A 26,005-nucleotide genomic window follows, 5' to 3' on the forward strand; every position below is an offset into this window, starting at 1 on the left:
CATTACCCCTCCCAAGATATTCCCATAAGCGTAACAATTGAACATCTGTATTAATGCTCAATTAACGCTAGTAAAAATGATAATGGAAATTCGGGTTAGGGGCGTTTTTCGAAGTTTCGCGACAGAAACGCTGCATCGAGCGAAAGTTTTTTTCGAGGCGGTCGCTATTTCTCTCTTTCGGCCACGAATTGCGCCGCCTGCCGCAGTGTTTCAGCGCGTTCGCCGAACGGATCGAGAATTTCATTGGCCTGGGCCACGAGACCTCTCAGCTGCTGACGGGTCCAATCGATCCCGTGCAGGCCGGCGAGCGTTGCCTTTCCGGCAGCAGCATCCTTTCCGGTTGCCTTGCCCAGTGCTTCACTGCTGGCTGTCAGATCGAGCAGATCATCGGCAAGCTGGAAGGCTAGCCCGATGGCTGCACCAAATTCGCCAAGACGCTCGGTTTCGGCCCGTGATGCTCCGCCGATCACTGCTCCGGCCTCACAGGCGAAGCGGATCAGCGCGCCGGTTTTCATCGCCTGAAGACGGAGGATCTCATCCTCGCGAAGCTGCACGCCTTCTGCTGCCAGATCGAGGGCCTGTCCTCCTGCCATTCCGCCGATGCCCGAAGCGCGTGCAAGCCTGTTCACGAGTATCAGTTTCGCCTCTGCCGGGAGCGTGGTTTCGGGCGCGCTCACAATGTCAAAAGCATAGGTGAGCAGGCTGTCGCCGGCGAGAATGGCTGCCGCTTCGTCGAATGCCCGATGAACTGTCGGCTGCCCACGACGCAGATCGTCGTCATCCATGGCAGGCAAATCGTCGTGGACAAGAGAATAGCAGTGAACGCATTCCAGTGCGGCGGCGACGCGCAGTGCTGCCATGTTGTCCGTGGCGTCGAAAAGAGCGGCAGTCTCAAGAACGAGAAACGGGCGCAGGCGCTTGCCCCCATTCAAAACACCGTGGCGCATGGCCTTGAGCAGGCGCTCCGGACGGTGAAGCTCGCCTTCGAGCGGCCGTGGCTCCAGAAGGTCGCGGAGGGTTTTTTCAACCAGGTCTGCCCCGGCCGCCAGCTTGACCTCAAACGGTAGTGTCATCGTCTCGTTCATGTCGGGAGCGATGCCGTCAAAGGACGCCGGGGTCAAGTCCGTTTGTTCCTGCCATTGCACCAAAAGCTCCCGACGGCTATGCGAAAGGCAGGTTTTGAGGCGTAACGTCACACCAGGGGAATGCGGATTGAGCGGCCGGACAGTCAGTCGCCAGAAAAGGCCTTCGGCCAGAGGCGCAAAGCGCGATGACCGCAAGTCCCCCGCGCGCACGCGGCGCTGGGTGCGATGGCTCGTCCGGCGGCTTGCGCTTGTTCTGGTGGTTCTGGCGCTGATACCGGCGATTCTGACGCTTGTTTACCGGGTTCCGTTCGTGCATCCGGTTTCCACCTTGATGATGCGCGATCTGGCGGTGTTTTCGGGCTATGACCGGCGCTGGAAATCGCTGGACGAGATGGGGAGCCTTATCCAGCACTCCGTGATGATGTCCGAGGACGGCCGGTTCTGCGCGCATGGCGGTGTCGACTGGGCGGCTCTCAACATCGTCATCAATGACGCACTTTCGGGTGAAAAGCCGCGCGGCGCTTCCACCATTCCCATGCAGACGGTCAAGAATCTCTATCTCTGGCAGGGGCGCTCTTTCATACGTAAGGGGCTTGAATTGCCATTGGCAATGTATGTCGACCTTGTTTTGCCGAAGCGAAGAATCATGGAGATCTATCTCAACATCGTGGAGTGGGGGCCGAACATTTATGGTGTGGAGGCGGCTGCCCAACATTATTTTGGCCGGTCCGCAGACCGGCTGACACGTCGCCAGGCCGCACTTCTGGCGGTCTCTTTGCCCAATCCGCTGGAACGCAACCCGGCCAGGCCGTCGCGCGGTCTGAACAGGCTTGCAGCGAATATCGAGAAGAGGGCACGCAAGGCAGGCGGTTATGTAGGGTGTTTGAAACCCTGATCCCGCGCTTTCCCTGAAAAAAGCGAGCAGCCCCACTGGCCAAAAGTTATCTGGCGGTGTATAGGCACGCCGACTTCCAATTCCCGGCCGAGATGCTGGGCCCTGGATCAAGGGGCCTCAACGGCCTTTGACTGATTATCGGAGCAGGACAATGGCTGTACCAAAAAGGAAAACGACGCCTTCGAAGCGCGGCATGCGCCGCTCGGCTGATGCCATCAAGGCACCGACCTATGTCGAAGACAAGAATTCGGGCGAGCTGCGCCGCCCGCACCACATCGACCTCAAGACCGGCATGTATCGCGGTCGCCAGGTTTTGGAGCCGAAGGACGCATAAGCGCCTCTCTCCAGCCGAATGTTGTGAAAAGACCGGTCTTTGGCCGGTCTTTTTTCGTTTGTGCTATCCATCCGCTCCATTCGACTGTGCGCGCGTCTGAACATCCTGAAGGACCGAAAGCGCCATGTCGGCCAGTTTTTCTGGAACGAAGACGTGGTCGTGATGAAACGCGGCGATCACATTGCAGGGGATGTTTTTCTCAGCCAGTGCCGTGGCCACGCCGGCGGTCAGCCCCACGCCGTCGAGCGCGGAAAAGACATTGAGGGTTATCCGGCGCATCGGCATTTCGGTGTCGAATCCGAGCGCATCGGCCCCGCTCGACGGAAAGCACCAGCGTCGTGCCTTCCTCTTCAATGAAGATGCCGGCCGCATGTCCGGCAAGCGTGTGCGCCATTTCCGGCTCGACGCTGCAGAAGACAAAAACCTCATCGCCCAAAACAGGCGTCATGCCGCCGAGCATTGTCTGTTTGTCGCGAATGGCGGGAGACATCTTCCTGTTTTCCAGAATACCGGTCCGGTTCGGGCGCGTATTGCCCGGCTCAGGAATTGCCCATCGAATCGATCTTGCGCTGCATGGCTGCGATTTGTTCGCGTAAATCCTTCAGATCGTCGGAACGGGGTGTGTCGCTGCCTGTCTCCGTGGTCTCGTCAGAAGGCTGTCCGGAAGCGCCCGGCATGGGGGTGAACATTTGCATCGCGTTCTGAAACATCTCTATGTTGCGGCGTGTCTGCTCTTCCACCATTTTCATCGGAGCGGACATGCCCATCATGTCCATGGATGAACCGCCAAACGCCTTGTTCATCTGTTCGCGCATGCGCTCCTGCTCTTTCGAGAAGGCCATCATGGACTGTTCGAGGAAGCTTGGGACCACCATCTGCATCTGATCGCCGTAAAACGCGATGAGCTGGCGCAGAAAGGAAATCGGCAGCATGTTCTGTCCGTTGCGGTCGTTTTCCAGCTCGAAGATGATCTGGGTCAAGACCGAATGGGTGATGTCTTCGCCCGACTTGGCGTCCTGAACGACGAAATTCTCATCGCGCTTCACCATCTCGGCCAGGTCTTCCAGCGTCACGTAGGTGCTGGTTCCCGTGTTGTAGAGGCGGCGGTTAGCGTATTTCTTGATGACGATCGGCTCGTCCCTGGCTGGCATTACTGACCTCCCCGTAGCACGGTTGTCTGTGGCATCGTGCGTTGCTGTCTCTTTGTCAGCCTTGGCATTCGATACCTGGATTCAAGGACTTCAGGCTCGCGATGCACCCTGTCGGGCATCGCGTGGCCCTATTGCGGAGGGTCCTTGCGCGTACCCCTGCATTGCCTCCGGCAGGATATGCCCAAAATCCGGTTGAATGAAAGCGCTTTTCGCAATGGCGAAAGGATCAAGACGGCTGTTCGCTGGCGCGGAACTTATGCTGCGCTGCACACAAATGTTTGACTCCGTCATTGTTAGCCGCAACAAATGGGGAAAGCCGGCCCGTCACAAGGGCTGCACATTTGCATGCGAATGCAAGTCTTCAAGGGAGAAATGTTCATGTCGTCAGCCGAAGCCATCGTCGTCGCCAGTGCCGCCCGAACGCCGGTCGGTTCCTTCAACGGGTCGTTCGCCACCGTGCCGGCGCATGAGCTAGGCGCCACGGCCATTCGTGAAGCGCTGTCCCGCGCGGGGGTGGCGCCGGAGGAGGTGAATGAGGTCGTACTCGGTCAGGTTCTCACGGCGGGTCAGGGCCAGAACCCGGCGCGACAGGCATCGATTGCCGCCGGCCTGCCGAAGGAGACAACCGCCTGGGTGCTCAATCAGGTTTGCGGCTCTGGCCTGCGCACCATTGCCATCGGCATGCAGCAGATCGCCACCGGCGATGCCGACATCATCGTTGCAGGCGGGCAGGAATCCATGACGCTCTCACCCCATTGCGCCTATCTGCGGGCCGGTGTGAAGATGGGTGATTATGCCATGATCGACACGATGATCCGTGACGGTCTGTGGGATGCCTTCAACGGCTATCACATGGGCATCACTGCGGAGAATGTGGCACGGCAGTACCAGCTCACGCGTGAGGAGCAGGATCAATTTGCGCTGGCCTCGCAGAACAAGGCGGAAGCCGCGCAGAAAGCCGGGCGTTTCAAGGATGAAATCGTTCCTGTGACCGTGAAGAGCCGCAAGGGCGAGACTGTCGTCTCCGAAGATGAGTACATCCGTCATGGCGCGACACTTGATGGCATGCAGAAGCTGCGCCCGGCCTTCGACAGGGAAGGCACGGTGACCGCAGCCAACGCCTCGGGCATCAATGATGGCGCTGCTGCTGTTGTTTTGATGCGCGAAAGCGAGGCGGAACGCCGTGGCCTGACACCGCTCGCGCGCATTGCTTCCTGGGCGACGGCAGGTGTGGACCCGGCGATCATGGGCACGGGGCCGATCCCGGCATCGCGTCGGGCACTGGAAAAGGCAGGCTGGAAGGCGGAAGAACTCGATCTGGTTGAGGCCAATGAAGCCTTTGCCGCACAGGGCCCTGTGCCGTGAACAAGGATATGGGCTGGAACCCGGACATCGTGAACGTCAATGGCGGCGCGATCGCCATCGGCCATCCGATTGGTGCGTCAGGCACACGCATTTTCAACACGCTGGTCTTCGAGATGCGCCGCCGTGGCGCGAAGAAGGGACTGGCCACGCTTTGCATCGGCGGCGGAATGGGCGTCGCCATGTGCGTGGAAGCGTTATAGGCTGACTGGTGGCGCGCGGCGGCAAAAGTCGCGCGCCGGCCGGATGATCGCTCAGACACAATGGGCGAAGCCGGCGGGGACGATGCTTTTCTCAGGGAGGCGACCTGTATGAAAACGGCACTTGTTACCGGTGGAACCCGAGGCATTGGCGCGGCCATCGCGACAGCCCTCGGGGAAGCGGGCTATCGGGTCGCGGTGAATTATGCGGGCAATGAAGAAGCGGCGGCACGGTTTGCCAGGGAAACCGGCATAGCCGCCTATAAATGGTCGATTGCCGACTACGATGCCTGTGCCGAGGGGGTTGCAAAGGTCGAATCCGATCTTGGGCCGGTGGATGTCCTGGTCAACAATGCCGGCATCACGCGTGACGTGATGTTTCACAAGATGACGGTGGAAGACTGGCGCGCGGTTGTCGATGTCAATCTCAACGGCGTCTTCAACATGACGCACCAGGTTTTTGCCGGCATGCGTTCGCGCAGATTCGGACGGATCATCAACATCTCTTCCATCAACGGTCAAAAAGGCCAGATGGGGCAGGTGAACTACTCTGCCGCAAAAGCAGGCGAAATCGGCTTCACCAAGGCCCTGGCGCAGGAGGGGGCCCGTTTCAACGTGACCGTCAATGCGGTGTGTCCTGGCTATATCGCCACCGAAATGGTGATGGCGGTGCCGGAAGCGGTGCGGGAGAAGATCATCGCGCAGATCCCGGTGGGGCGGCTGGGCGAGGCTTCGGAAATCGCCCGGTCGGTGCTGTTCCTGGCATCCGACGATGCCGGCTTCATTACGGGCTCGACGCTCACCGTCAATGGCGGGCAATACGTCGTTTGAAGAAAATCTGTGGCCATTGGTGCTTTCGGTACAGGGCGCTGCTGTCGCTCGCCCGCATCCATACTGGCCAGATATTGTATCAATTTGAAGCAATTGAGTTAACGGCTCGTTCAGGCTGCCGGCCAGGTGTTGTGGATAAACTGTGCGCTGTCTGTCGACAGGCGGTGGAAAACACCAGATCTAGCGGTGAACGTAGCGGGAACATGTCGGAATCGCTGATTCGTCGCCGTTTCGTTCCGGGTTTGATCGGAGCGTTAATGCTCTGTCCCTTTGAAACGATTGTCCGCGTTAACGGATTCTAAAAAAACACTAACAGAATCTTGCACTTGCGCGTGGTGGCCAGGGCTGGCTTACGCGGAAGGAGCAAAAGGTTAACGCCGTTTCTGCGATTGCGCCGATTTCTGTTCCGCGGCGATTCAGCATCTAGCGCCTTGTGCTGTGGGGCGCACACTATCTTGCGGTGAACAAAACGAGAAAACTGAAAAGTCAGTGATTCGTCGCTGATTCGTTCCAGACTCGTTCCAAACCTTAACGGAACGAGGGAAACGGGGCGGCGCGCGTCGGTCATTGTCTGTAGGATGGCAGTCTTGCCTTGGAAAGGAAGGTGAAAGCGTGCTAACCGGTAATCTCGCCTATTTCCTCTGAGGTACACGGCTTTCCGGGCCCCATGAATTTCCAAAATCAGAATGCCAAGCAGCAGGTGCTGTCGGGTCGCGGTGTAACAGCCATCCTTGGCCCCACCAATACGGGCAAGACGCATCTCGCCATCGAGCGCATGGTTGCGCATTCCAGTGGGATTATCGGTCTGCCCCTGCGGCTGCTTGCGCGCGAGGTTTATTCGCGTGTCGTTGCCAAGGTTGGCGAGCAGCATGTGGCGCTGATCACCGGCGAGGAAAAGATTTCGCCGCCCGGAGCGCGCTATTCCGTCTGCACGGTGGAGGCCATGCCGCGCGAGGCGGATGTTGCCTTTGTTGCCATCGACGAGGTGCAGCTTTCTGCCGATCTCGAGCGTGGGCACATTTTCACCGACCGGATCCTCAATCTGCGCGGGCGCGAGGAAACGCTGTTGCTCGGCGCCGGGACGATGCGCGGCATTCTTGAAAAGCTCCTTCCTGGGCTTTCCGTCATCACACGTCCGCGGATGTCGGTGCTGACATATTCCGGTTCGCGCAAGATCACGCGGTTGCCGCGGCGCTCGGCCATCGTGGCGTTTTCCTCCGACGAGGTTTATGCGATTGGCGAGTTAATCCGGCGTCAGCGGGGCGGTGTCGCCGTAGTCCTTGGCGCGCTGAGCCCGCGAACGAGAAACGCTCAGGTGGCACTCTATCAATCCGGCGATGTCGACTATCTGGTGGCGACCGACGCCATCGGCATGGGGCTGAACCTCGATGTGGATCATGTGGCCTTTGCGCAGAACCGGAAGTTTGACGGTTTTCAGTATCGCGAGCTCAATCCGGCGGAGCTCGGTCAGATTGCCGGTCGTGCGGGTCGTCATTTACGCGACGGCACGTTTGGTGTGACAGGCCAGGTGGATCCGCTTGCCGATGAGCTTGTTCATCGCATAGAAGCCCATGAATTCGATCCGGTGAAGGTGCTGCAATGGCGCACCGCATCGTTCGATTTTGCAAGTGTTGAGGCATTGAAGGCGTCGCTGGATACGCCGCCACCGGTGGAGGGGCTTGCCCGTGCTCTGCCCGCCGCGGACGCCAAGGTGCTTGAGTTCCTGTCGCGCGATGAAGACATCCGCAAGCTGGCCGAAGGGCGAGAGCGGGTAGCGCTGTTGTGGGAGGCCCTGCGTTCTGCCGGACTACCGCCGCATCGCACCGGCCCACCATGCGGAAATCGTTGGTGCAGTCTTTTCTGATCTGGCGCGAACGGGTCATGTCGATGAAGATTATCTTGGAGAGCAGGTCAAGCGCGCCTCGTCTACCGAGGGCGACATCGACACGCTGTCGCAGCGGATAGCGCAGATTCGCACATGGACATTTGTTTCGCACAGACCGGGATGGCTGGCAGATGCGACACACTGGCAGGAAAAAACACGAGAGATAGAGGACAGTTTGTCCGATGCGTTGCATGAGCGATTGACGAAACGCTTTGTGGACCGCAGGACATCCGTGCTCATGAAGCGCCTGAGAGAGAATGCAATGCCGGAAGCAGAAATCAGCCCCGTTGGCGAAGTCCTTGTCGAGGGGCATCACGTTGGTGAGATGCTAGGGTTTCGTTTTACCGCCGACCGTTCGGCGGAAGGTGAAGACGCGCGCGCGGTGAAGGCCGCTGCCCAGAAGGCGCTCGCTGCCGAGTTTGAAACGCGTGCGGACCGCTTCGCTGCATCGGGCAATGGCGATCTTGCGCTTGATTCTGACGGCTTTGTGCGCTGGCTCGGACAGCCGGTCGCAACGGTTGTGGTTGGCGAGGATGCCCTGAAGCCGCGGATTGTGCTTCTTGCCGACGAGCAGCTGACCGGACCGGCGCGCGACAAGGTTGCCGCCCGTGCCGAACGCTTTGTGACCTATCAGATCGAATCGCTTCTGAAGCCACTTGTCGATCTGCGCAACACCGAAAGCCTTTCGGGCATGGCGCGCGGCATCGCTTTTCAGCTTGCCGAGAATTTCGGGGTTTTGAATCGCCGCGTTGTCGCCGAAGACATCCGGGCGCTCGATCAGGACGCGCGCGCCTCGCTGCGCCGTCTGGGCGTGCGCTTTGGCGCCTATCATGTCTTCGTACCTGCGCTTATCAAGCCGGCCCCCGCTGGTCTTCTGACGCTCCTGTGGGCGTTGAAGAATGATGCCAAGGACAAGCCCGGCTACGGTGATGTCGTGAATGCGCTCGCTGCCGGCCGCACATCCATCGTTACAGATCCCGCCTTCGAGAAGGCGTTTTACGGTCTCGCAGGTTACCGCAATCTCGGGCGTCGTGCGGTGCGTGTCGACATTCTGGAGCGGCTTGCTGACCTGATCCGTCCAGCCCTTTCCTGGAAGCCGGGAACGGGAGCGCGCCCGGAAGGCGGATATGACGGCGGGGCGTTCGTTGTAACGCCTGCAATGATGTCCATTCTCGGCGCCACCGCCGACGACATGGAGGCGATTCTCAAGGGATTGGGATATCGCGGTGAGCCGAAGCCGGCGGATGAGGTGGCAGCGCACCTCAAGTCACTGGATGAGGCGTCTGAAGAGAAGGACGCGGCTCCAAAGAGTGAAGAGGACGAGGCCGGTGTCGCCGAACACACGGCTGAGGGCTCCGACACGGCCGCGCTCGCTCCCGCCAGGGCCGAACAGTCTGGTGAGTCGGTTGCTGGCGACGCAGCTGCGAAGGATACACCGAAGGAAACCTCCGCGCAGGCGAGCGAGGCTGGAACCGAGACGACGCCTGAGCCTGCAGTCGAAACGACGGCTTCCGAGACTTCGGTCGAAAAGCCAACTGCTGCAGAGGACGAGCCGAAGCCGGTGATCATCTGGCGGCAGGCGCGGTTTGACGGGCGCAAGCGCCACGGAGCCGGCAAGGGAAGCCCCCGCCAGCAGGGACGCGGGCGGCAGGAGCGTGACGGCACCCAAAAGCGTGGCAAGCCACCGCGCAAGGATGGCGACAAGCAGGGGTTCAAGCGCAAGGGAGCGCCTCAGCGGTCGAGGGAGGAGCGGCCGGCGCGCATCGATCCGGATTCGCCCTTCGCCAAGCTTGCTGCTTTGAAAGATCAGTTGAAGAAGTAGCGCCATGCGATGAGCGGGACGGTTTTAGAACGCCAGCGTATCGACAAATGGCTGTTCTTCGCCCGGGTGGTGAAATCACGCTCGCTGGCCGCCAGGCTCGCTCAGGCCGGGAGAGTGCGGGTCAACCGCAACAAGATCGAGCAGGCCGCCTACCAGATCAAGGTGGGGGACGTGCTGACCATTTCTCTTGAGCGGCGTGTTCTCGTCTATCGGGTCCTCGCTCCCGGCGTTCGGCGCGGACCGGCGGAAGAAGCACGCACGCTCTATGAGGACCTGACGCCGCCCTCTCCGCCCAAGGAGAGCGCGGCTGCAGCGGCTCCACCAAGGCGTGATGCGGGCGCAGGCCGCCCCACCAAGAAAGAGCGCCGTGCGCTTGATCGCTGGCGCGACGACGGATGAAGCTGGATATGGGTGCCCTGACCCTGGAATGGGATTTCGTGTGCGACGATAACGGCGCAACGACGGGCCTTGCAACCACACTTTAAAGGGTTTACCTCACCTCTCGACATTCGAAGAAGCTGTCAGCCGAGAGCACCCATGACCTATATCGTCACCGACAACTGCATCAAGTGCAAGTACATGGACTGTATAGAAGTTTGTCCGGTGGACTGTTTTTACGAAGGTGAAAACATGCTCGTCATCCATCCGGATGAGTGCATCGATTGCGGCGTGTGCGAGCCGGAATGCCCGGCGGAGGCGATCAAGCCCGACACCGAGCCGGGGCTGGACAACTGGCTGCAGCTGAACTCCGAATATGCCGAAAAATGGCCAAACATTACTGCTAAGAAAGAGCCTCCGGCTGACGCCAAGGAGTTCGATGGTGTCGAGAACAAGCTGGAGCAGTATTTCTCGCCGGAGCCAGGCGAAGGAGACTGAACCGTCTCTGTTGGCTGGCCGGGAGGTCGGGTTCATCCCGGGACCTTTTGCGAAAAATACGGACGGTTGCGCAGAATTCTGCCGCGACATCTTCGCACATGCGTCAAATTCTTGATTCTGTCGGGGTTTTGTGGTAGCTTCACGAAATCATGCCGGTGACAACACGTCTTACGATGGCGCACACAGACTAATCACTGAAAGGTGGGGCTCAAAATCCCGTCCAGAGAGATCTTGGGCAGGGTGTATTGGTTTGCGTGGCGGGCCTTAAGGTGCAGGCGCGGTCGCCGTTCCACAGAGTTTACCCTCTTTCTTCCATGTGTTCGATAAGCCGGCAGGCGTTTGAGTATGAGATATGTCAAGGCGAGACCTGTCTCATGCCCGCACTAGAACAGGAGTGTTAGGCGGATGACCACCCAGCAGAAAAAATCGGCGCAGCGCCAGGGTTTCAAAAGTGGCGAATACATCGTGTATCCGGCGCATGGCGTCGGCCAGATCGTCACGATCGAAGAGCAGGAAGTCGCCGGTCACAAGCTGGAATTGTTCGTCATCGATTTCCAGAAGGACAAGATGCGCCTCAAGGTGCCGGTCGCCAAGGCGACGTCCATTGGCATGCGCAAGCTTTCCGAAACAGATTATGTCGACCGTGCGCTCAAGGTGGTGCAGGGTCGCGCGCGTGTAAAGCGCACCATGTGGTCGCGCCGCGCGCAGGAATATGACGCGAAGATCAATTCAGGCGATCTCATTTCGATTTCGGAAGTCGTGCGTGATCTCTATCGCGCCGACAACCAGCCCGAGCAGTCGTACTCCGAGCGCCAGCTCTATGAAGCGGCGCTTGACCGCATGGCCCGTGAAATCGCTGCCGTCAACCGGATGTCGGAGACGGAAGCCGTTCACCTGATCGAGACCAACCTCAACAAGGGGCCCCGCCGTGGTGCGAAGGCCGACAATGAGGAGAATGAGAAGGAAGAGGCCGCATAAACGGCCTCAGATTGATTACAAACCCCTCGATTTTTTGGCAGCAGCCGGAATCGAGGGGGTTTGATTCCGTTTTGTTCGCGATGTGAATCCGAGACGTTCCGTGAATCTTGAGTGATTTCGTGCCGCCGGGAGGTTTGTCAGCGGTCTGAGGCCGCATAAACGGCCCTTCCATGCCTTTTGAAAAGCCCGGCTGTTTCAGTCGGGCTTTTTGTTTTCCGGCAAATAATATTCCGTGGGAACTTTTTCTGGTTTCGGCTCGTTACTTTACGTGATGTGTCGATGTTTCGATCGAACAACCGGCAAAACGGGCGGATCGAAACCTCTCTACATCCGCCATTGGTGTGACTGACGTTTCAAGCGGTCGGCCAACGACGCTCTGATACCTGGAACTGCCCGTTGGGATGATGCGGTGCGTCTGGGCTTGGGTGGTTCGATGTGTTGCCATGAAGGCGCACATTTGCTCTGTAACGCGGGAGTGCAGCATGCAAGATCGGGCGGAACGCAGATTGATCGAAAAGGCCATGAAGGCCCCATATCTGGCGCTGGAAGAAGAACAAAGCCTGGCAAAGCGCTGGCATGACAAAGAGGACCAGCAGGCACTTCATCATTTAACGGTCGCGCATATGCGTCTTGTCATAGCGATGGCAAGCCGATTTCGCAGTTTCGGTCTTCCTGTGGCGGATCTCATTCAGGAGGGTCACATCGGCCTGCTTGAAGCGGCAGCCCGGTTCGACCCGGATCGGGGTGTACGCTTTTCAACATATGCCACCTGGTGGATCCGCGCCTCCATGCAGGATTACGTGCTGCGCAACTGGTCCATCGTTCGTGGAGGAACAAGCTCGGCCCAGAAGGCGCTGTTCTTCAAATACCGCAGACTGCGGGCCAAACTTCAAAAAAGCATGGGCACCTCCCGTGAAATCCATGAAGAAGCGGCCAGGCTACTCGGGGTCTCCACCGCCGATGTTGCCACGATGGACGCACGGCTATCGGGGGCCGGACACGTCTCTTAACGCGCCGGTTCGGGAAGAGGGCGACGGGTCCGCCGAGCGTATGGATTTCATTCCGTCGGACGACGAACCTGTCGACGAGACGGTAGCTCACATGATCGATGGTGAGCGGCGCGCCGACTGGCTTGGGCAGGCGCTCTCCATTCTGGACAGGCGTGAGCTGAAAATCATTCGAGACCGCCGGCTTTCGGATGAGGGAGCGACGCTTGAGGAGCTGGGAACGGCCCTCGGCATCTCGAAGGAACGGGTACGGCAGATCGAGAGCCGTGCAATCGAAAAGCTGCGCGGCACACTGGCGCGAAAGCACCCGGCCCTGGGTCAGGAAACGGCCTGAGGCGCACTGCTGTCATCGTCTGACGTGGGCGCACTATTGATCGGTGACGATCTTCACCCGATTGCCAGCCGAAGGGGTGGCGCCGGGCCCGAGAGCATTCAGCAGACGGAAAAGCTCGACCTTCCGGTCGACGCCACGCATGCGCGCGGCAAGAGAACCCAGCGTGTCTCCCGACTGTACCGTGACCACGCGGATCCGAAGAGGCTTCAGGGCGGCCCGCTCCGCTTGGTCGAGTATGCGGAAACTGTCGCTCACCGAACCTGCGACCCGTTCCAGATCTCCACTCGCCGCCGGCGCGGCAGTCAGAAGGCGATAGACCTGGCCGCCCGAGCGGATCACGGTCACGTCAAACTGCCAGCCATCGGCGCTTGCCTGCGCTTTTGCGGCCGGATAGCCGTTGATCCTTAGGGCGCGAATGGTCTCGCTCTCCAGCCCTGTCACCCAGCCGCTGGTCAGATAGTCGGTAAGAGAGGTGCTCTGCGGCACGGTTGCACCATCAAAGCGGACCGCAATGTCTTCCGGACCGACGGCTGTGACGGCCTTGGTGGAATTGTCGATGATGAAGCCCTCGGGCACGCGAAATGCCACGCCCAGACCCGGATGGAGGAAATCGCGCCCGCGCACATATCCTTCGTCGGGAGAATCTCCGTAGATCATCCCGTCAATTCCCGCCAAGAAGGTTTCGCGGTCCCGCGTTGCTGTTCCCGGCTGCTGCAATTGACGGGCGTGTCTCTGCGCCAGTTCGATACGCCGAGGGGCGTTGGGATGGCTTGCCAGAAAGTCGAGACTGGCATCGGTTGCGCCGCTGACGGAGCGGAAACCCTGATAGGAGTCCATCGCCTGCAGGAACCGGGCGGCGGCAAATGCGTCATATCCTGCGTGGGAGGTGGTGCGGATGCCAATGCGATCCGCCTCCAGCTCCTGATTGCGCGAGAACTGCGCGAGCCGGAGCTTTCCGCGAACCAACGCCGCCTGCGCGACCTGATCCCCGCCGCCGATCACTTCGGTCACCACCTGTGAGGCGAGCTTTTCTTCAGCTTCGAGCTTTTGCCGTTCGATTCCGTGATTGGCCGTCACGTGCGCCATTTCATGGGCGATGACAGCCGCCAGTTCGGCCGAATCATTGGCGAGAGCCAACAGGCCGCGGGTGACATAGAGGTAGCCGCCGGGAAGTGCGAATGCATTGACATTGGGCGAATTGAGAATGGTGATCGTATAGGCCGCGCCCGTGTTCTGTTCGTCAAGGGTCAGCGAGCCGACAACCTTGGCGACCATACGCTCCAGCTTCGGATCCGAATACTCGCCGCCATAGGTCTGCAGTATGCGGGGATGCTGTTGCCGGGCGAGCCGCGCCAGGCGATCGCCACGTGTAACGGAATCCACGGTCACCGGATTGGATGACGGCATGAAGCTGCCCGTCTCCGTCGGCACCATCTGGCAGCCTGCCAGAGCTGCGGCGAGCGCCAGGGTCAGGACTGCGTTGCGCGGCAATGAACGCGCTTGTGGCGTTAAGATCATGGTCGTGGGCGCTCGATTGGACAGGGAGTGTCCTTCCGGTTGATTTTGTCCAAAGCATGACCCTGCTTAATGCGCGGTTCATGCTTCTTGTTCCCTACAGCATAACGTCATGTCCCATCCCAGGCACGCTCTAACGCATAAGCTGCAAAAGGGGAATCGCTTTCTTCGAGCTTATTTTATTTCGCGGGCCGCGCCTATGTAACGGTTGAAGGCTTTCGAGGCGGAACCGGATATGAACGCCTGGGTTGTTCCCACCGCCGAGACCCGGCCATCCGCCACGAAAATCATGGTTTTGCAAAGGCGCGAGGCGTCGCGAGGATCGTGGGTCGCCATGAGGATCGTCATCTTCTGCTCGGCGTGGAGCGCCGCAATGAGGTCGAGCATTTCGTCGCGCAAGGCCGGCCCCAGCGAGGCGAACGGTTCGTCCATCAACAGGACCGGGCGCTTCCGAATCAGAACACGGGCGAGTGCAACGCGCTGCCGCTCACCGCCCGAAAGGGCCCGCGGTAATCGGTCTTCCTTCCCGGCAAGCCCCGTTCTGGCAAGGGCCTCGGAAATGGCGTCGCGGTCCTGCGCGCTCAGTTTCAGTGCCGGAGAGCGGCCGAGTCCCACATTCTGCGCCACCGTAAGATGTGCAAAGAGATTGTTTTCCTGGAACACCATGGAAACGGGTCTGCGGTGCGGAGTGAGTTTCGAGACATCCCTGTCGTCAATGAGAATGCGGCCGGATAACGGCTCCTCGAAACCGGCGATAAGGCTCAGCAGGGTCGATTTGCCGGACCCGCTAGGCCCCATGACGGCGACAATATCCGATGAAGCGATGGTGGCATCGAATGCCATCGGGCTGCCGCCGGGATAGGAAAAGCGCACACTGTCGAGCGTGATCTTCGCGCCGTGTTCCGATGGAGGGTTGGTCATGGAATCTCCTTGCCGAGACGGTCGGCGATGAACATCAATGCAAGACACAGAAGCCCCAGGAAGAGGGCGAGGCCGGCGGCGTCGGCCGTGCGGTAGCTGCCCATGCGCTGCAAAAGGAGATAGGGCAGGGTCTGGACCTGATCGGAGCCGAACAGTGCTATGACGCCTAGATCGCCCAGCGAGAGGGCGGCGGCGAAGGCGAGCGCGGTTGCGGCAGGTTGCCTGAGCGCCGGCCAGTCGACAAGCCGCAGCCTGCTCCAGCCGGTGATGCCAAGCGACAGGCACAGCCTTTCATGGCGGGCGCTCGCTGCGTCATAGGCCGGGCGGATGGCGCGGATGGCAAAGGGCATTGCCATCACCGCATTGACCGTGACGACCATGGCCGGTGCAAAGGCAAAGACATTGCCCACATGGCGCAGGAGGATGAACCAGCCCGCGCCGATCACCAAAGGCGGGATGATCAGCACCATGGCGGCACCGCTGTCCGTTGCACGCTCGAGCAGGGTTGCAGGCAGGGCGCCGCGCTTCAGTTCCAGAGCACGGCGGGCCGCGACCAGCGCCAGAGACAGGACAAGGCACAAAACAGCGGAGAGACCAGCGAAGACCAGGCTGGTGGTTGTGGCCGAAAAGACCGCGCTCTCAGTGGCAAGGCGTCCAAGGTCGGCCTTGAGCCCAGCAAGGACCGTCGCCGCCATTGGCCCTGCAACGAAGGCGACTCCAACGAGAATGAGCATTGCATTGAAAATGGATTCGGCAGGTGTGTGCCACACGATGCGGCGCGGCGCTACCGGCAGGTTGGCGTCGCCGCTGAAGGAAGCGCCGAGACGACGCATCGCCAGAACGATGCTGCCGGCCAGTGTCACCTGAATGAGGGTCAGAACCAACGCTCTTGCAGGGTCGAAATCGAAACGCAATGCCTGATAGATCGCAACCTCCAGCGTGGTCGCGCGCGGACCCCCGCCAAGCAGCAACACAATGGTGAAGGACGTGACGCACAGCATGAAAACCAGCCCGGCAATGCCGGGCAGCGCAGCGCGCATGGCTGGCCATTCCAGAAACCGGAACGAGGCACGTGCGCCTATGCCAAGCTGGGCTGCAAGCCGCCACTGGTCTGTCGGCACACTTTCCAGAGCGTTCAGGAAAAGCCGTGTTGCGAGCGGCAGGTTGAAGAAGACGTGGGCGACCAGAATGCCCGATAGGCCATAGATACCGGGCCAGTGTTCGTTGAAGGCGACCGACAGGAATGGCGCAAAGAAGCCGGCGCGGCCATAGAGCGCGAGCACGCCAAGGGCCGCCACGATGGCGGGCAGTGCAAGCGGCACGGCAAACAGGCGCAGGATGAAGGCACGGCCCGGAAAGCCCGGGTGCCGTGCCAGCGCACGTGCCAGAAGGATCGCAGGCAAGACAGAAAGCAGTGTCGACAGCAGAGCCTGCCAGAGCGTGAAGCGTGCAATGCGCAGCAGCCAGAGATCGAACGCTTCAAGCAAATCCGAGCCCTGGCTCGCCGCTTCCACGGCAAGGCCTGTGAAGGCCCCGCCGACAAGCACACCGACGGCGGCAAGCGCGACGCGCCCCGCTGTTATGCGTCTGTCCTTGGCTGGCACCCGGGTGCGCCTTAGCGGCTCATGACCGAAAGCCACTCATCGACCCACGCCTTCCTGTTTTCTGCCACCTCTTCGGGCGTGAATTCGAGCGTCTTTTCAGGCTTGACCAGGTCGTCGAAGACCGGGTTCAGTGGGCCGGAGGTTTCACCGGCGGGGAACATCCAGTTGGTTTCGGGAATGGCGTCCTGAAAGCCGGGTCCGGTCATGAAGGCAAGAAACCTTTCTGCCAGCGGGTTTTCGGCTCCGATGATTGTCTGCGCTGCCACTTCCACCTGCAGGTAGTGGCCTTCCGCAAAGCCGGCCGCCCTGTAGCGCTCCGTATTCTCGGCAATCCGGTGATAGGCGGGCGAGGTGGTGTAGGAGAGCACCATGGGAACCTCACCGCTGGTGAAAAGCCCATAGGCCCTCGCTCCAGCCGGGCGTCACGGTCAGGATATTATCCTGCAGGCGATCCCAGGCAGTGGCGGCCTCGTCTCCATAGACGGACTTGACCCAGAGCAGTAGACCAAGCCCCGGAGTGGAGGTGCGGGGATCCTGTATGGCGATCTTCAAATCGCCATCGCTCTCGACCAGTTCCTTCAGGCTGGCCGGCGGCGTCTCGATCGCTTCGCTATCGTAGACGAAGGCGAAATAACCGTAGTCGAAGGGTACGAATGTGTCGTTCTCGAAGCCGCCCGGCACCTCCACTTTGGCCATGTCTATGCCGTGGGGTGCAAAGAGGCCGGTCTCGCGCGCCTCGTGGATCAGATTGTTGTCGAGCCCGAGCACGATATCGGCCTTCGTCGACTTGCCTTCAAGCCGCACACGGTTGAGCAGCGCCACGCCATCGGCCACCGAGACGAACTCCACGTCGCAACCGCATTCGGCCTCGAACGCTTTCTCGACCTGAGGGCCGGGACCCCAGTCCGAGGTGAAGCTTTCATAGGTGTAGACGGTGAGTTTGTCCTGCGCGAGCGCATGGCCGGAAAGGGCCAGCGTGCCGATCGCTAAGGTGGAAAGCAGGGTGGTGGTGCGCATCTGCGCCTCCTTTTTTCTGGTTCGGGAATGAGGCGCTGTCTGAAAAGCGTCTAATCCCTCCGCCGGTACAAACCGGATCAGGTTCGGCGGGTTGGCAGGGTTCCCCCAAAGCCTCTCAGCCGACATTGCGCCGGCACCCCGTTAGAGCGACCGGGAAAATAGGGCGCGGTGGGCTGCTCCGCAAGGGGGCGAATGGCGCGAACGCCGTTGGCGCTTGCGCGCCGGCATGATATGGGCCTCGCTCATGAGCCGATTTACCCTTCTCCTAGGTGGAGACCTCACCCGCACACCGGCCCTTGATGCCGAAATTGCCGGCAGCCGCATCATTGCGGCGGATTCGGGCATGCGGCACGCCGCGCTGCTCGGCGTGAAGCCCGAGCTTTGGGTGGGGGATTTTGATTCCGTGCCCGATGGGCTGGAGGGCGCTGACCTCGATGTAGCGCGTCGTGCCTTCCCGGCGGAGAAAGACATGACCGATGGAGAGATCGCAATTGCCGCGGCTCTGGAGGCCGGGGCGACGAGCATTTTGCTGGCGGGCGCTTTCGGAGGGGACCGGGCAGACCACATGTTCCTGCATTTTGCGCAGGTTCTGCAGCTATCGGAGCGCGGCATTGCAGCGAAGCTGACCAGCGGTGATCAGGAAGGCGTGCCGCTCGTTCCGGGTCGGTGCCACAGTTTCGACCTTGTCAACGGCACGTTGTTTTCCATCCTTGGTTTCTCAAAGCTTTCCGGCCTGAGCGTGGAAGGGGCCAGGTGGCCGCTTGATTCCGTGGAGGTACCCTTTGGATCGTCGCTGACGCTGTCCAACGTGGTGGACGGCAACCTTATGATAAGGCTGATGGACGGTCGGGCGCTTTTCATGGCGCATCTACAGAATGATGGGGATGGATGAACGATGGCGCCGCCTCTTTTAAAGCTGGATGACATTCGGCTCACTTTCGGTGGCACACCGTTGCTTGCCGGTGCCTCATTGATGGTCGGCCCCGGCGAAAGGCTTGCGCTGGTCGGGCGCAACGGGTCCGGCAAGTCCACGCTGCTGAAAATCGCCGCCGGGCTTGTGGAGCCGCAGGAGGGCGAAATCTTCCGCCAGCCGAAGGCAACCGTGCGCTATTTGTCACAGACGCCCGACTGGCAGGGTTTTGCGACCGTACGCGCCTATGTGGAAGCGGGGCTCGGCCCGGCCGACGACATAAACCGCGTGGCGCTTGTTATCGATCGACTGGGACTGACCGGAGATGAAGACCCGGCGACACTTTCAGGCGGTGAGGCACGGCGCGCGGCGCTTGCGCGCGTTCTTGCGCCGGAGCCGGATCTCCTGTTGCTTGATGAGCCGACCAACCATCTCGACCTCGCCACGATCGAGTGGCTCGAAGATGAATTGCAGCGCACGTCGTCTGCCCTTGTCACCATTTCGCATGACCGGCGCTTTCTGGAAAAAGTAAGCCGCGCAACCGTGTGGCTCGACCGGGGAGTGACGCGCCGGCTCGACAAGGGGTTTGCCCATTTCGAGGACTGGCGCGATCAGGTGCTCGAAGAAGAAGAGCGCGAGCAGCACAAGCTCGCCCGCAAGATCGAGCGTGAAGAGCACTGGCTGCGCTACGGCGTCACCGCACGCCGAAAGCGCAATGTGCGCCGGCTGGGCGAGCTTCAGTCGCTGCGTGAAAAACACCGCAACCACCGCGGCGCGGAAGGCGTGGCGACCATGGCGGCCAGCGATGCCGCCGAATCCGGCAAGCTGGTCATCGAGGCAACGGGGCTCGCCAAAACCTATGACGGATTGCAGGTGGTCAAGGATTTTTCCGCGCGCATCCTTCGTGGCGACCGGGTCGGCCTTGTCGGGCCCAATGGTGCCGGCAAGACCACATTGATCAATCTTCTGACAGGAAAGCTCGAGCCCGATGAGGGCTCACTGCGGCTCGGCGCCAATCTGGAGATAGCGCTCCTCGATCAGAAGCGGGCGCTTGACCCGCAGGAAACGCTCTCTCATTTTCTGACCGACGGGCGCGGCGACAGCGTCGTCGTCAATGGACAGGAACGGCATGTCGTTTCCTACATGAAGGATTTTCTCTTCAAGCCCGAGCAGGCACGCACGCCGATCCGCGAACTATCGGGCGGTGAACGCGCTCGGCTCGTTCTCGCTCGGCTTCTCTCGCGTCCGGCCAATCTGCTCGTGCTTGATGAGCCAACCAACGACCTCGATATGGAAACGCTCGATCTTCTGCAGGAGCTTGTAGAGAGTTTTCCCGGCACGGTGCTGCTTGTCAGCCATGATCGTGATTTTCTCGACCGTACCGTGACGAGCACCATCGCGCCGGCTGGCGATGGCCGGTGGATCGAGTATGCGGGCGGCTATTCCGACATGATGGCGCAGCGAAAGGGCGAGGAGCTGGAGCGGCGCAAGGCGCGCACGGCCGAGCAGCAGAAGGTGAAGCCAGCCGGCAATGCGGGTGCACCGAAAACACCGTCGAAAAAGCTCTCCTACAAGCAGAAGTTTGCGCTGGAGACGCTGCCAGGGAAAATCGATGAGCTGGCTGACGAAATCACGGCTCTGGAAGAGAAACTCGCCGATCCGAACCTTTACACGCGCGATGCCGCCGCTTTTCAGCGCTTTTCCAAAGAGCTCGATGAAAAGCGTGCGAGCCGGGAGACGATGGAAGAGGAATGGCTGGAGCTCGAAATGCTGCGCGAGGAGATAGAGGGCGCGTAGCAGCTCTTGTAGAAGGGCTCGAACCTCTCAAGGCTCCCTTCACTGCTCGCTAACCAGACTGGTTCAGAATGCTCTGCATGGATCAGGATTTTCTCATTTCCGCAAAACCCGACCTCCAGAAGGCCCGTGCCGCATGGCTTGCCTCGCTGGCCGATGAGCGGCGTCTTTCAACGCTGACGGTCGATGCCTATGAGCGCGACACGCGGCAGTTTCTACAGTTTCTCACAGGGCATTGCGGCGAGGCACCGGGTCTCTCCGACATTGCCGAACTGCGCCCGGCGGACCTGCGCGCTTTTCTGGCGTTCCGGCGCGGCCGGGGAGCGGGAGCCCGCACGCTTGGGCGCGGGCTTGCCGGGGTGCGCTCTTTCTTGCGCGATCTGGAGCGGCGCGGCCTGGTGAACGCAGCGGCTGCAGCGGCGCTGAAGGCGCCACGCGCACCGCGCTCATTGCCCAAGCCGCTGACGGCTGCTGATGCGCGCAAGGTCGCCTCAGGCGAGGGGCAGATGGCCGAAGAGCCATGGATCGCTGCACGAAATGCCGCCGTCTTCACGCTGCTTTATGGAGCGGGGCTCCGCATATCGGAGGCGCTGGGGCTTCTGGCGGGGCAGGCTGGGGAACTGCGCCAGGGTGCGCTCAGGATCGCCGGAAAGGGCGGCAAGACAAGGCTTGTTCCGGTACTGCCGGTATCCGCGGCGGCGGTCGCCGAGTATCAGCGTCTTTGCCCTTATCATCTGGAAGCGGGCAGCCCGCTTTTCCGCGGCGCGCGTGGCGGTGCTTTGCAGCCTGCCATCATTCAGCGTGAAATGAAGCGGATGCGCTCCGCTCTCAACCTGCCCGAAACGGCAACGCCGCATGCCCTCAGGCATTCCTTTGCGACGCATCTTCTCGGACGTGGCGGAGACCTTCGCGCGATACAGGAGCTGTTGGGCCATGCCAGCCTTTCCACCACGCAGGTCTACACCGGGGTGGACACCGCACGGCTCCTCGAAATCTACGATGCCTCCCACCCGCGGGCCTGACAGCGTTGTGCGCAATTCGCAGGGGCTGATTAACAGTTTGGCCGTTTTTTACGGCTAGCGTGGCGCCATGAAAACGCATGCAAGAGCCACCACCGCCGTCGAGCGGCTTGTCGATCGCCTGTTTTTCTGCGCGGCAGCTTTTCCGCTGCTGCTTCTGCTGGCGTTGTTCCTTGGTCTGATGATCGCGAAGCCGGCAAAGGCTGATGAGATTGTCTGCAGCGGAACAAATCTGCTGAAGGAACTTGCAGCGAAAAACCCGGCGGCGCTTGAGGAAGTTCGTCGCCAGGCGGCTGAAACGCCCAATGGCAAGGGGCTGCTGTGGCGGGTCGAAAAGGAGGGTGTTGCGCCGTCTTATCTTTTCGGCACCATGCATTTGAGCGACCCGCGCGTGGTCGCGATCCCGGCAAGAGCCCGCCAGGCGTTTGACGAGGCCCGACCGGGTGGTCATCGAGACAACCGACATTCTCGATCAGAGAAAAATGGCTGCCGCAATGTATCAGCGGCCAGACTTGATGATGTTCAGTGGCGATGAGACGCTGGCGGATCACTTCAGTGCACAGGAGCAGAAGGTGGTGAGCGAGGCGCTGGCGGGACGCGGGGTTCCCTTTGCCAGTATCAAGAAGATGAAGCCGTGGATGCTGTTCTCCCTTGTGGCACTTCCCGTCTGTGAGCTGGACAGAAAAGAAGCCGGTGAACTGATACTCGATTTCGAACTTGCCCGGCAAGCTGATCACGCCGGAAAGGAGCTAATCGGGCTGGAAAGCGCAGTCGAGCAGCTGGAAGCCATGGCCTCGCTTCCGATGGAACTCCACATGCGGGGACTGGTCGAATCTCTGGCTCTCGGGGATGAGCTGGACAATGTGATGGAGACCATGATCGCGCTCTATACCGAGGGAGAGACGGCAATGTTCTGGCCGCTCGTCCAGGTGGCGTTTCCGCAGGAAGAGCAGACAGCAGCGGACTATGCCGCATTCGATCAGGCGATGATCAGGGTTCGCAATGGCACAATGGCCGAGCGGGCGCGACCGATCCTGAACGGCGGAAAGGCCTTCATTGCCGTGGGCGCCCTGCACCTGCCGGGAAAAGAAGGCCTGATCGAGCTTCTGCGGGAGGACGGGTTCACGGTCGACCTCGTCCAATAAAATTATAGTTCCGGCTAATCGTTTGCATGTTATCGTCACAATGGCGTAGGAGACCTTCCCCGGAGGGCCGTCATGCAGGACGACAAACATCAATGGAAGCACCGACGTCAGCCTACCCGCTCAGAGGGAACGCGGGGCTTCGTGATCGGTGCGGTGGGAGCTGCGGTTCTCATACTGGTGTTCATGGCGCTTTTTGAAGGAGGCCTCTTTGACAGGCATGACCTTCAGCCTGATGCCATCTTCGATGGTGTTCCCACTGGCGACGGTGAATAGAAAAAGCCCCGGAGCTTTCGTTCCGGGGCCTTCGATCACATCTCTTTTTTGCAATCACATGTGGATTGGCTTGGCGAAGGTGGCGAGAGCCGCTTCCTTGACCGTTTCCGACATGGTCGGGTGGGCGTGGCAGGTGCGCGCCAGGTCTTCCGACGAGCCGCCAAATTCCATGAGGACAGCAGCCTCGTGGATCATCTCGCCAGCACCAAAGCCAACGATGTGAACGCCCAGAACGCGATCGGTCTTCTTGTCGGCAAGCACCTTCACGAAGCCGTCCGTCTTCAGCATGGAGCGTGCACGGCCATTGGCCGAGAAAGGGAATTTGCCGGCGTTGTATTCCACGCCAGCCTTTTTCAGCTCTTCCTCGGTCTTGCCGACTGAAGCGACCTCCGGGCTGGTGTAGACCACCCCGGGGATAACGTCATAGTTCACATGCCCGGCCTGACCGGCCAGGATCTCGGCCACGGCAACGCCTTCATCCTCGGCCTTGTGCGCAAGCATCGGCCCGGCGATTACGTCACCAATGGCGTAGACGCCCTCGACATTGGTCTTGAAATGCCCGTCTGTCTTCACGCGGCCACGCTCATCCAGCTCCACGCCGACAGCATCCAGGCCGAGGCCTTCCGTGTAGGGTTTGCGGCCGGTGGCAATCAGAACCACGTCTGCTTCGACGGTCTCGGCGTCTCCGCCCTTTGCCGGCTCAAAGGTCACCTTCGCGCCCTTGCCGGCCTTGGCCACATCCGTGACCTTTGCACCGAGCTTGAACGCGAAGCCCTGTTTGCCGAGCATGCGCTGGAATTGCTTCGCCACCTCGCCGTCCATGCCGCCGAGGATGGTGTCGAGATATTCGACCACGGTTACCTTCGCGCCTAGACGGGCCCAAACGGAGCCAAGTTCGAGACCGATCACGCCGCCGCCGACAACCACCATGCGCTCCGGCACTTTGGAAAGCTCCAGAGCGCCGGTGGAGGAGACGATCACCTTTTCGTCGAACTTCACATCGACGCCGGGAATGCCGGCCACATCGGAGCCGGTGGCGATGACGATGTTCTTCGTCTCGACAGTCTGTTCCTTGCCGTCGTCGCCTTTCACGCTCACCTTGCCTTTGCCAGCAATGCTGCCAAAGCCGCGAAGGACATCGATCTTGTTCTTCTTCATCAGAAAGTCGAGGCCCTTGGTGTTCTGCTCGACCGTCTTGACGCGGTGCTCCATCATCTTCTTGAGGTTGAGCTTGGGTTTGCCCACCTCGACGCCGAGATCGGCGAGGCCATGGCCTGCCTCTTCGAACATTTCCGTGGCGTGCAGCAGCGCCTTGGAGGGGATGCAGCCGACATTGACGCAGGTGCCGCCATGGGTCGGCAGTTTCTCGACCACGGCCGTCTTGAGGCCAAGCTGCGCCGCTTTGATGGCGCACACATAGCCGCCGGGTCCGGTGCCGATCACGACGAGATCATAGGTGTTGGACATGGGTCTTCAGCCTTCTTCTGCTCGGTGATCGCCTAGAGGTCGAGGACCAGACGTTCGGGATCCTCAAGCACATCCTTGATGCGCACGAGGAAGGTCACGGCTTCCTTGCCGTCCACGATGCGGTGATCGTAGGAGAGGGCGAGATACATCATCGGGCGGATGACCACCTGACCGCCGACCGCCATCGGCCGCTCCTGGATCTTGTGCATGCCCAGAATGCCCGACTGCGGGGCGTTCAGGATCGGGGTCGACATCAGCGAGCCATAGACGCCGCCATTGGAGATGGTGAAGGTGCCGCCCTGCATGTCGGCCATGGAAAGCTTGCCGTCACGTGCAGCGAGACCCAGGCGACCGATTTCCTTCTCCACCTCGGCGATCGACATCTGGTCGGCATCGCGCACCACCGGCACGACGAGACCGCGGTCAGTGCCGACGGCAACTCCGATATGGCAGAAGTTCTTGTAGATGATGTCCGTTCCATCAATCTCGGCATTAACAGCCGGGATTTCCTGCAGCGCGTGGCACACGGCCTTGGTGAAAAAGCCCATGAAGCCAAGCTTCACGCCATGCTTCTTCTCGAAGAGCTCCTTGTACTTCTTGCGCATCTCCATCACCGCCGTCATGTCCACCTCGTTGAAGGTGGTGAGCATGGCAGCAGTGTCCTGCGCATCCTTCAGGCGGCGCGCGATGGTCTGGCGCAGGCGCGTCATCTTCACGCGCTCTTCGCGGTTCTCGTCCTCGGCCGGAGAGGCGGGGCGAGCCGCCTTGGGCTTTTCAGCCGGTGAACTCGGTGCACTGCCTTCAAGCGCTGCGAGCACATCGCCCTTAAGCACCTGGCCACCCTTGCCGGAGCCGGCAACGTCAGAGGCTTTCATGCCCTTTTCGGTCATCATCTTCTGTGCGGAGGGTGCGGGCGGACGTCCGCCATCGTCATCCTTCTTCGCCGCGGGGGCTTCCTTCTCGGCCGGCTTGTCGCCCTTGGAAGCTGCCGCTCCGGCAGATGCACCCTGTTCAATGCGCAAAAGCAGTGCGCCCACCTCGACCTCGTCGCCCGATCCAACCACCATCTCGGTGATCACGCCGTCAACCGGCGACATCACTTCCTGGGCGGCCTTGTCGGTCTCGAGCTCAAGAATGGCTTCATCGGTTTTCACCGCGTCGCCGACCTTCTTGTAGATCTCGCCGACTTCGGCTTCGGTGACGGATTCGCCCGCCGATGGAACATTCACCTCGACGATTTTTCCGCCGCCGGCCATGGTTGCCTCCTGGGTTTCTTCATTGCCGGACGTTTTCTCACCGGCCTGACTGGTTTCTGGTTTTGCTTTGCCGGCGCCATCGCCTGCGGCAATCATGCCGAGAAGCGCGCCGACTTCGACGGTTTCGCCTTCCTGAACGGCGATCTCATCGAGTGTGCCGGCAGCGGGTGCAGGCACCTCGATGGAAACCTTGTCGGTTTCCAGCTCGACGATCGGCTCATCGGTGGCGATCGTGTCGCCCACCGATTTCATCCAGCGGGCGATGGTTGCCTCGGTCACGGACTCGCCCAGTGTGGGAACCCGAATCTCGGTCGCCATGTCGTT

At 60.6% G+C, this 26,005-nt stretch carries 20 protein-coding genes, 5 pseudogenes and 1 riboswitch; of the genes and pseudogenes, 15 read left to right on the top strand and 10 right to left on the bottom strand.

All coding sequences use genetic code 11. From position 1 onward, the window contains the following. Positions 1 to 164 precede the first annotated feature (164 nt). Positions 165 to 1,073 (bottom strand): polyprenyl synthetase family protein, encoded by a 909-nt coding sequence (locus AB2N04_RS05010; RefSeq protein WP_367718740.1) that lies wholly within the window; start codon positions 1,071 to 1,073, stop codon positions 165 to 167. A 232-nt stretch (positions 1,074 to 1,305) separates the two neighbouring features. Between AB2N04_RS05010 and mtgA the strand changes: the two genes are divergently transcribed. Both mtgA and rpmF read left to right on the top strand, forming a co-directional pair. After that, on the top strand, positions 1,306 to 1,980 hold the full coding sequence (mtgA, locus tag AB2N04_RS05015; RefSeq protein WP_367718741.1) for a monofunctional biosynthetic peptidoglycan transglycosylase: 675 nt from the start codon (positions 1,306 to 1,308) through the stop codon (positions 1,978 to 1,980). A gap of 151 nt (positions 1,981 to 2,131) precedes the next feature. Beyond that, positions 2,132 to 2,314: a 50S ribosomal protein L32 gene (gene rpmF / locus AB2N04_RS05020; RefSeq protein WP_007007560.1), complete on the top strand. Its 183-nt coding sequence runs from the start codon at positions 2,132 to 2,134 to the stop codon at positions 2,312 to 2,314. A gap of 63 nt (positions 2,315 to 2,377) precedes the next feature. On the opposite strand, the gene AB2N04_RS05025 is transcribed toward rpmF, so the two are convergent. The 3 genes and pseudogenes from AB2N04_RS05025 to phaR form a co-directional block, all read right to left on the bottom strand. Further along, entirely contained in the window at positions 2,378 to 2,668 is a 291-nt protein-coding gene (locus tag AB2N04_RS05025) for an ACT domain-containing protein (RefSeq protein WP_367718742.1), read from the bottom strand. Position 2,669: 1 nt separating this feature from the next. Next, a pseudogene (locus AB2N04_RS05030) lies at positions 2,670 to 2,804 on the bottom strand (ACT domain-containing protein); the annotation flags it as partial. Positions 2,805 to 2,853: 49 nt separating this feature from the next. Continuing rightward, positions 2,854 to 3,465, bottom strand: a complete 612-nt coding sequence (gene phaR, locus AB2N04_RS05035; protein WP_367717468.1) for a polyhydroxyalkanoate synthesis repressor PhaR — start codon at positions 3,463 to 3,465, stop codon at positions 2,854 to 2,856. Between the two features lie 378 nt (positions 3,466 to 3,843). On the opposite strand from phaR, the pseudogene AB2N04_RS05040 reads away from it, so the two are divergent. The 7 genes and pseudogenes from AB2N04_RS05040 to AB2N04_RS05070 all read left to right on the top strand — a co-directional run bounded on the left by AB2N04_RS05040 (position 3,844) and on the right by AB2N04_RS05070 (position 12,760). After that, positions 3,844 to 5,030 (top strand): annotated as a pseudogene (locus tag AB2N04_RS05040) (acetyl-CoA C-acetyltransferase). A 108-nt stretch (positions 5,031 to 5,138) separates the two neighbouring features. Next, positions 5,139 to 5,858: an acetoacetyl-CoA reductase gene (gene phbB, locus AB2N04_RS05045; RefSeq protein ID WP_367717469.1), complete on the top strand. Its 720-nt coding sequence runs from the start codon at positions 5,139 to 5,141 to the stop codon at positions 5,856 to 5,858. Between the two features lie 667 nt (positions 5,859 to 6,525). Next, positions 6,526 to 9,565 (top strand): annotated as a pseudogene (locus AB2N04_RS05050) (helicase-related protein). Between the two features lie 9 nt (positions 9,566 to 9,574). Then, entirely contained in the window at positions 9,575 to 9,964 is a 390-nt protein-coding gene (locus tag AB2N04_RS05055; protein WP_367717471.1) for an RNA-binding S4 domain-containing protein, read from the top strand. A 138-nt stretch (positions 9,965 to 10,102) separates the two neighbouring features. Beyond that, complete coding sequence (gene fdxA / locus AB2N04_RS05060; RefSeq protein WP_113153290.1) at positions 10,103 to 10,441, top strand: ferredoxin FdxA; 339 nt, start codon at positions 10,103 to 10,105, stop codon at positions 10,439 to 10,441. Between the two features lie 405 nt (positions 10,442 to 10,846). After that, complete coding sequence (locus AB2N04_RS05065; protein WP_367717472.1) at positions 10,847 to 11,419, top strand: CarD family transcriptional regulator; 573 nt, start codon at positions 10,847 to 10,849, stop codon at positions 11,417 to 11,419. Between the two features lie 482 nt (positions 11,420 to 11,901). After that, positions 11,902 to 12,760, top strand: a pseudogene (locus tag AB2N04_RS05070) (RNA polymerase factor sigma-32). Between the two features lie 33 nt (positions 12,761 to 12,793). On the opposite strand, the gene AB2N04_RS05075 reads toward AB2N04_RS05070, so the two are convergent. The 4 genes and pseudogenes from AB2N04_RS05075 to thiB all read right to left on the bottom strand — a co-directional run bounded on the left by AB2N04_RS05075 (position 12,794) and on the right by thiB (position 17,817). Beyond that, a complete protein-coding gene (locus AB2N04_RS05075; protein WP_367718743.1) occupies positions 12,794 to 14,194 on the bottom strand; it encodes a M48 family metalloprotease in 1,401 nt (466 codons plus the stop codon). A 255-nt stretch (positions 14,195 to 14,449) separates the two neighbouring features. Further along, on the bottom strand, positions 14,450 to 15,196 hold the full coding sequence (thiQ, locus tag AB2N04_RS05080; protein WP_367717473.1) for a thiamine ABC transporter ATP-binding protein: 747 nt from the start codon (positions 15,194 to 15,196) through the stop codon (positions 14,450 to 14,452). Then, on the bottom strand, positions 15,193 to 16,836 hold the full coding sequence (gene thiP / locus AB2N04_RS05085; RefSeq protein ID WP_367717474.1) for a thiamine/thiamine pyrophosphate ABC transporter permease: 1,644 nt from the start codon (positions 16,834 to 16,836) through the stop codon (positions 15,193 to 15,195). Before thiP ends, thiQ begins: the two co-directional genes overlap by 4 nt. After that, positions 16,812 to 17,817, bottom strand: a pseudogene (thiB, locus tag AB2N04_RS05090) (thiamine ABC transporter substrate binding subunit). The gene thiP and the pseudogene thiB overlap by 25 nt, the downstream one beginning before the upstream one ends. 37 nt (positions 17,818 to 17,854) lie before the next feature. Next, a riboswitch (TPP riboswitch) is annotated at positions 17,855 to 17,968 on the bottom strand. A 93-nt stretch (positions 17,969 to 18,061) separates the two neighbouring features. Between thiB and AB2N04_RS05095 the strand changes: the two are divergent. The 6 genes from AB2N04_RS05095 to AB2N04_RS05120 all read left to right on the top strand — a co-directional run bounded on the left by AB2N04_RS05095 (position 18,062) and on the right by AB2N04_RS05120 (position 22,958). Then, the gene (locus tag AB2N04_RS05095; RefSeq protein ID WP_367717476.1) at positions 18,062 to 18,709 is read left to right on the top strand and encodes a thiamine diphosphokinase; all 648 of its coding nucleotides are present in this window, start codon (positions 18,062 to 18,064) and stop codon (positions 18,707 to 18,709) included. A gap of 3 nt (positions 18,710 to 18,712) precedes the next feature. Further along, a complete protein-coding gene (locus AB2N04_RS05100) occupies positions 18,713 to 20,524 on the top strand; it encodes an ABC-F family ATP-binding cassette domain-containing protein (protein ID WP_367717478.1) in 1,812 nt (603 codons plus the stop codon). Between the two features lie 68 nt (positions 20,525 to 20,592). Continuing rightward, positions 20,593 to 21,543: a tyrosine recombinase XerC gene (locus AB2N04_RS05105; RefSeq protein ID WP_367717480.1), complete on the top strand. Its 951-nt coding sequence runs from the start codon at positions 20,593 to 20,595 to the stop codon at positions 21,541 to 21,543. 67 nt (positions 21,544 to 21,610) lie between these two features. Beyond that, the gene (locus AB2N04_RS05110) at positions 21,611 to 22,075 is read left to right on the top strand and encodes a TraB/GumN family protein (RefSeq protein ID WP_367717482.1); all 465 of its coding nucleotides are present in this window, start codon (positions 21,611 to 21,613) and stop codon (positions 22,073 to 22,075) included. Continuing rightward, positions 21,984 to 22,685, top strand: a complete 702-nt coding sequence (locus AB2N04_RS05115; RefSeq protein ID WP_367717484.1) for a TraB/GumN family protein — start codon at positions 21,984 to 21,986, stop codon at positions 22,683 to 22,685. The genes AB2N04_RS05110 and AB2N04_RS05115 overlap by 92 nt, the downstream gene beginning before the upstream one ends. A 72-nt stretch (positions 22,686 to 22,757) precedes the next feature. Further along, positions 22,758 to 22,958 (top strand): hypothetical protein, encoded by a 201-nt coding sequence (locus AB2N04_RS05120; protein WP_367717485.1) that lies wholly within the window; start codon positions 22,758 to 22,760, stop codon positions 22,956 to 22,958. Positions 22,959 to 23,012: 54 nt separating this feature from the next. Here the strand turns inward: AB2N04_RS05120 and lpdA are convergent, their stop codons facing one another. Then, positions 23,013 to 24,425 (bottom strand): dihydrolipoyl dehydrogenase, encoded by a 1,413-nt coding sequence (gene lpdA, locus AB2N04_RS05125; RefSeq protein WP_367717487.1) that lies wholly within the window; start codon positions 24,423 to 24,425, stop codon positions 23,013 to 23,015. A 32-nt stretch (positions 24,426 to 24,457) separates the two neighbouring features. Continuing rightward, positions 24,458 to 25,999, bottom strand: coding sequence for a 2-oxoglutarate dehydrogenase complex dihydrolipoyllysine-residue succinyltransferase (gene odhB, locus AB2N04_RS05130; protein ID WP_367717488.1), 1,542 nt, complete (start codon positions 25,997 to 25,999; stop codon positions 24,458 to 24,460). Positions 26,000 to 26,005 lie beyond the last annotated feature (6 nt).

The sequence above is a fragment of the Nitratireductor sp. GISD-1A_MAKvit genome (assembly GCF_040819555.1).
In the GTDB taxonomy this organism is placed as follows: domain Bacteria; phylum Pseudomonadota; class Alphaproteobacteria; order Rhizobiales; family Rhizobiaceae; genus Nitratireductor.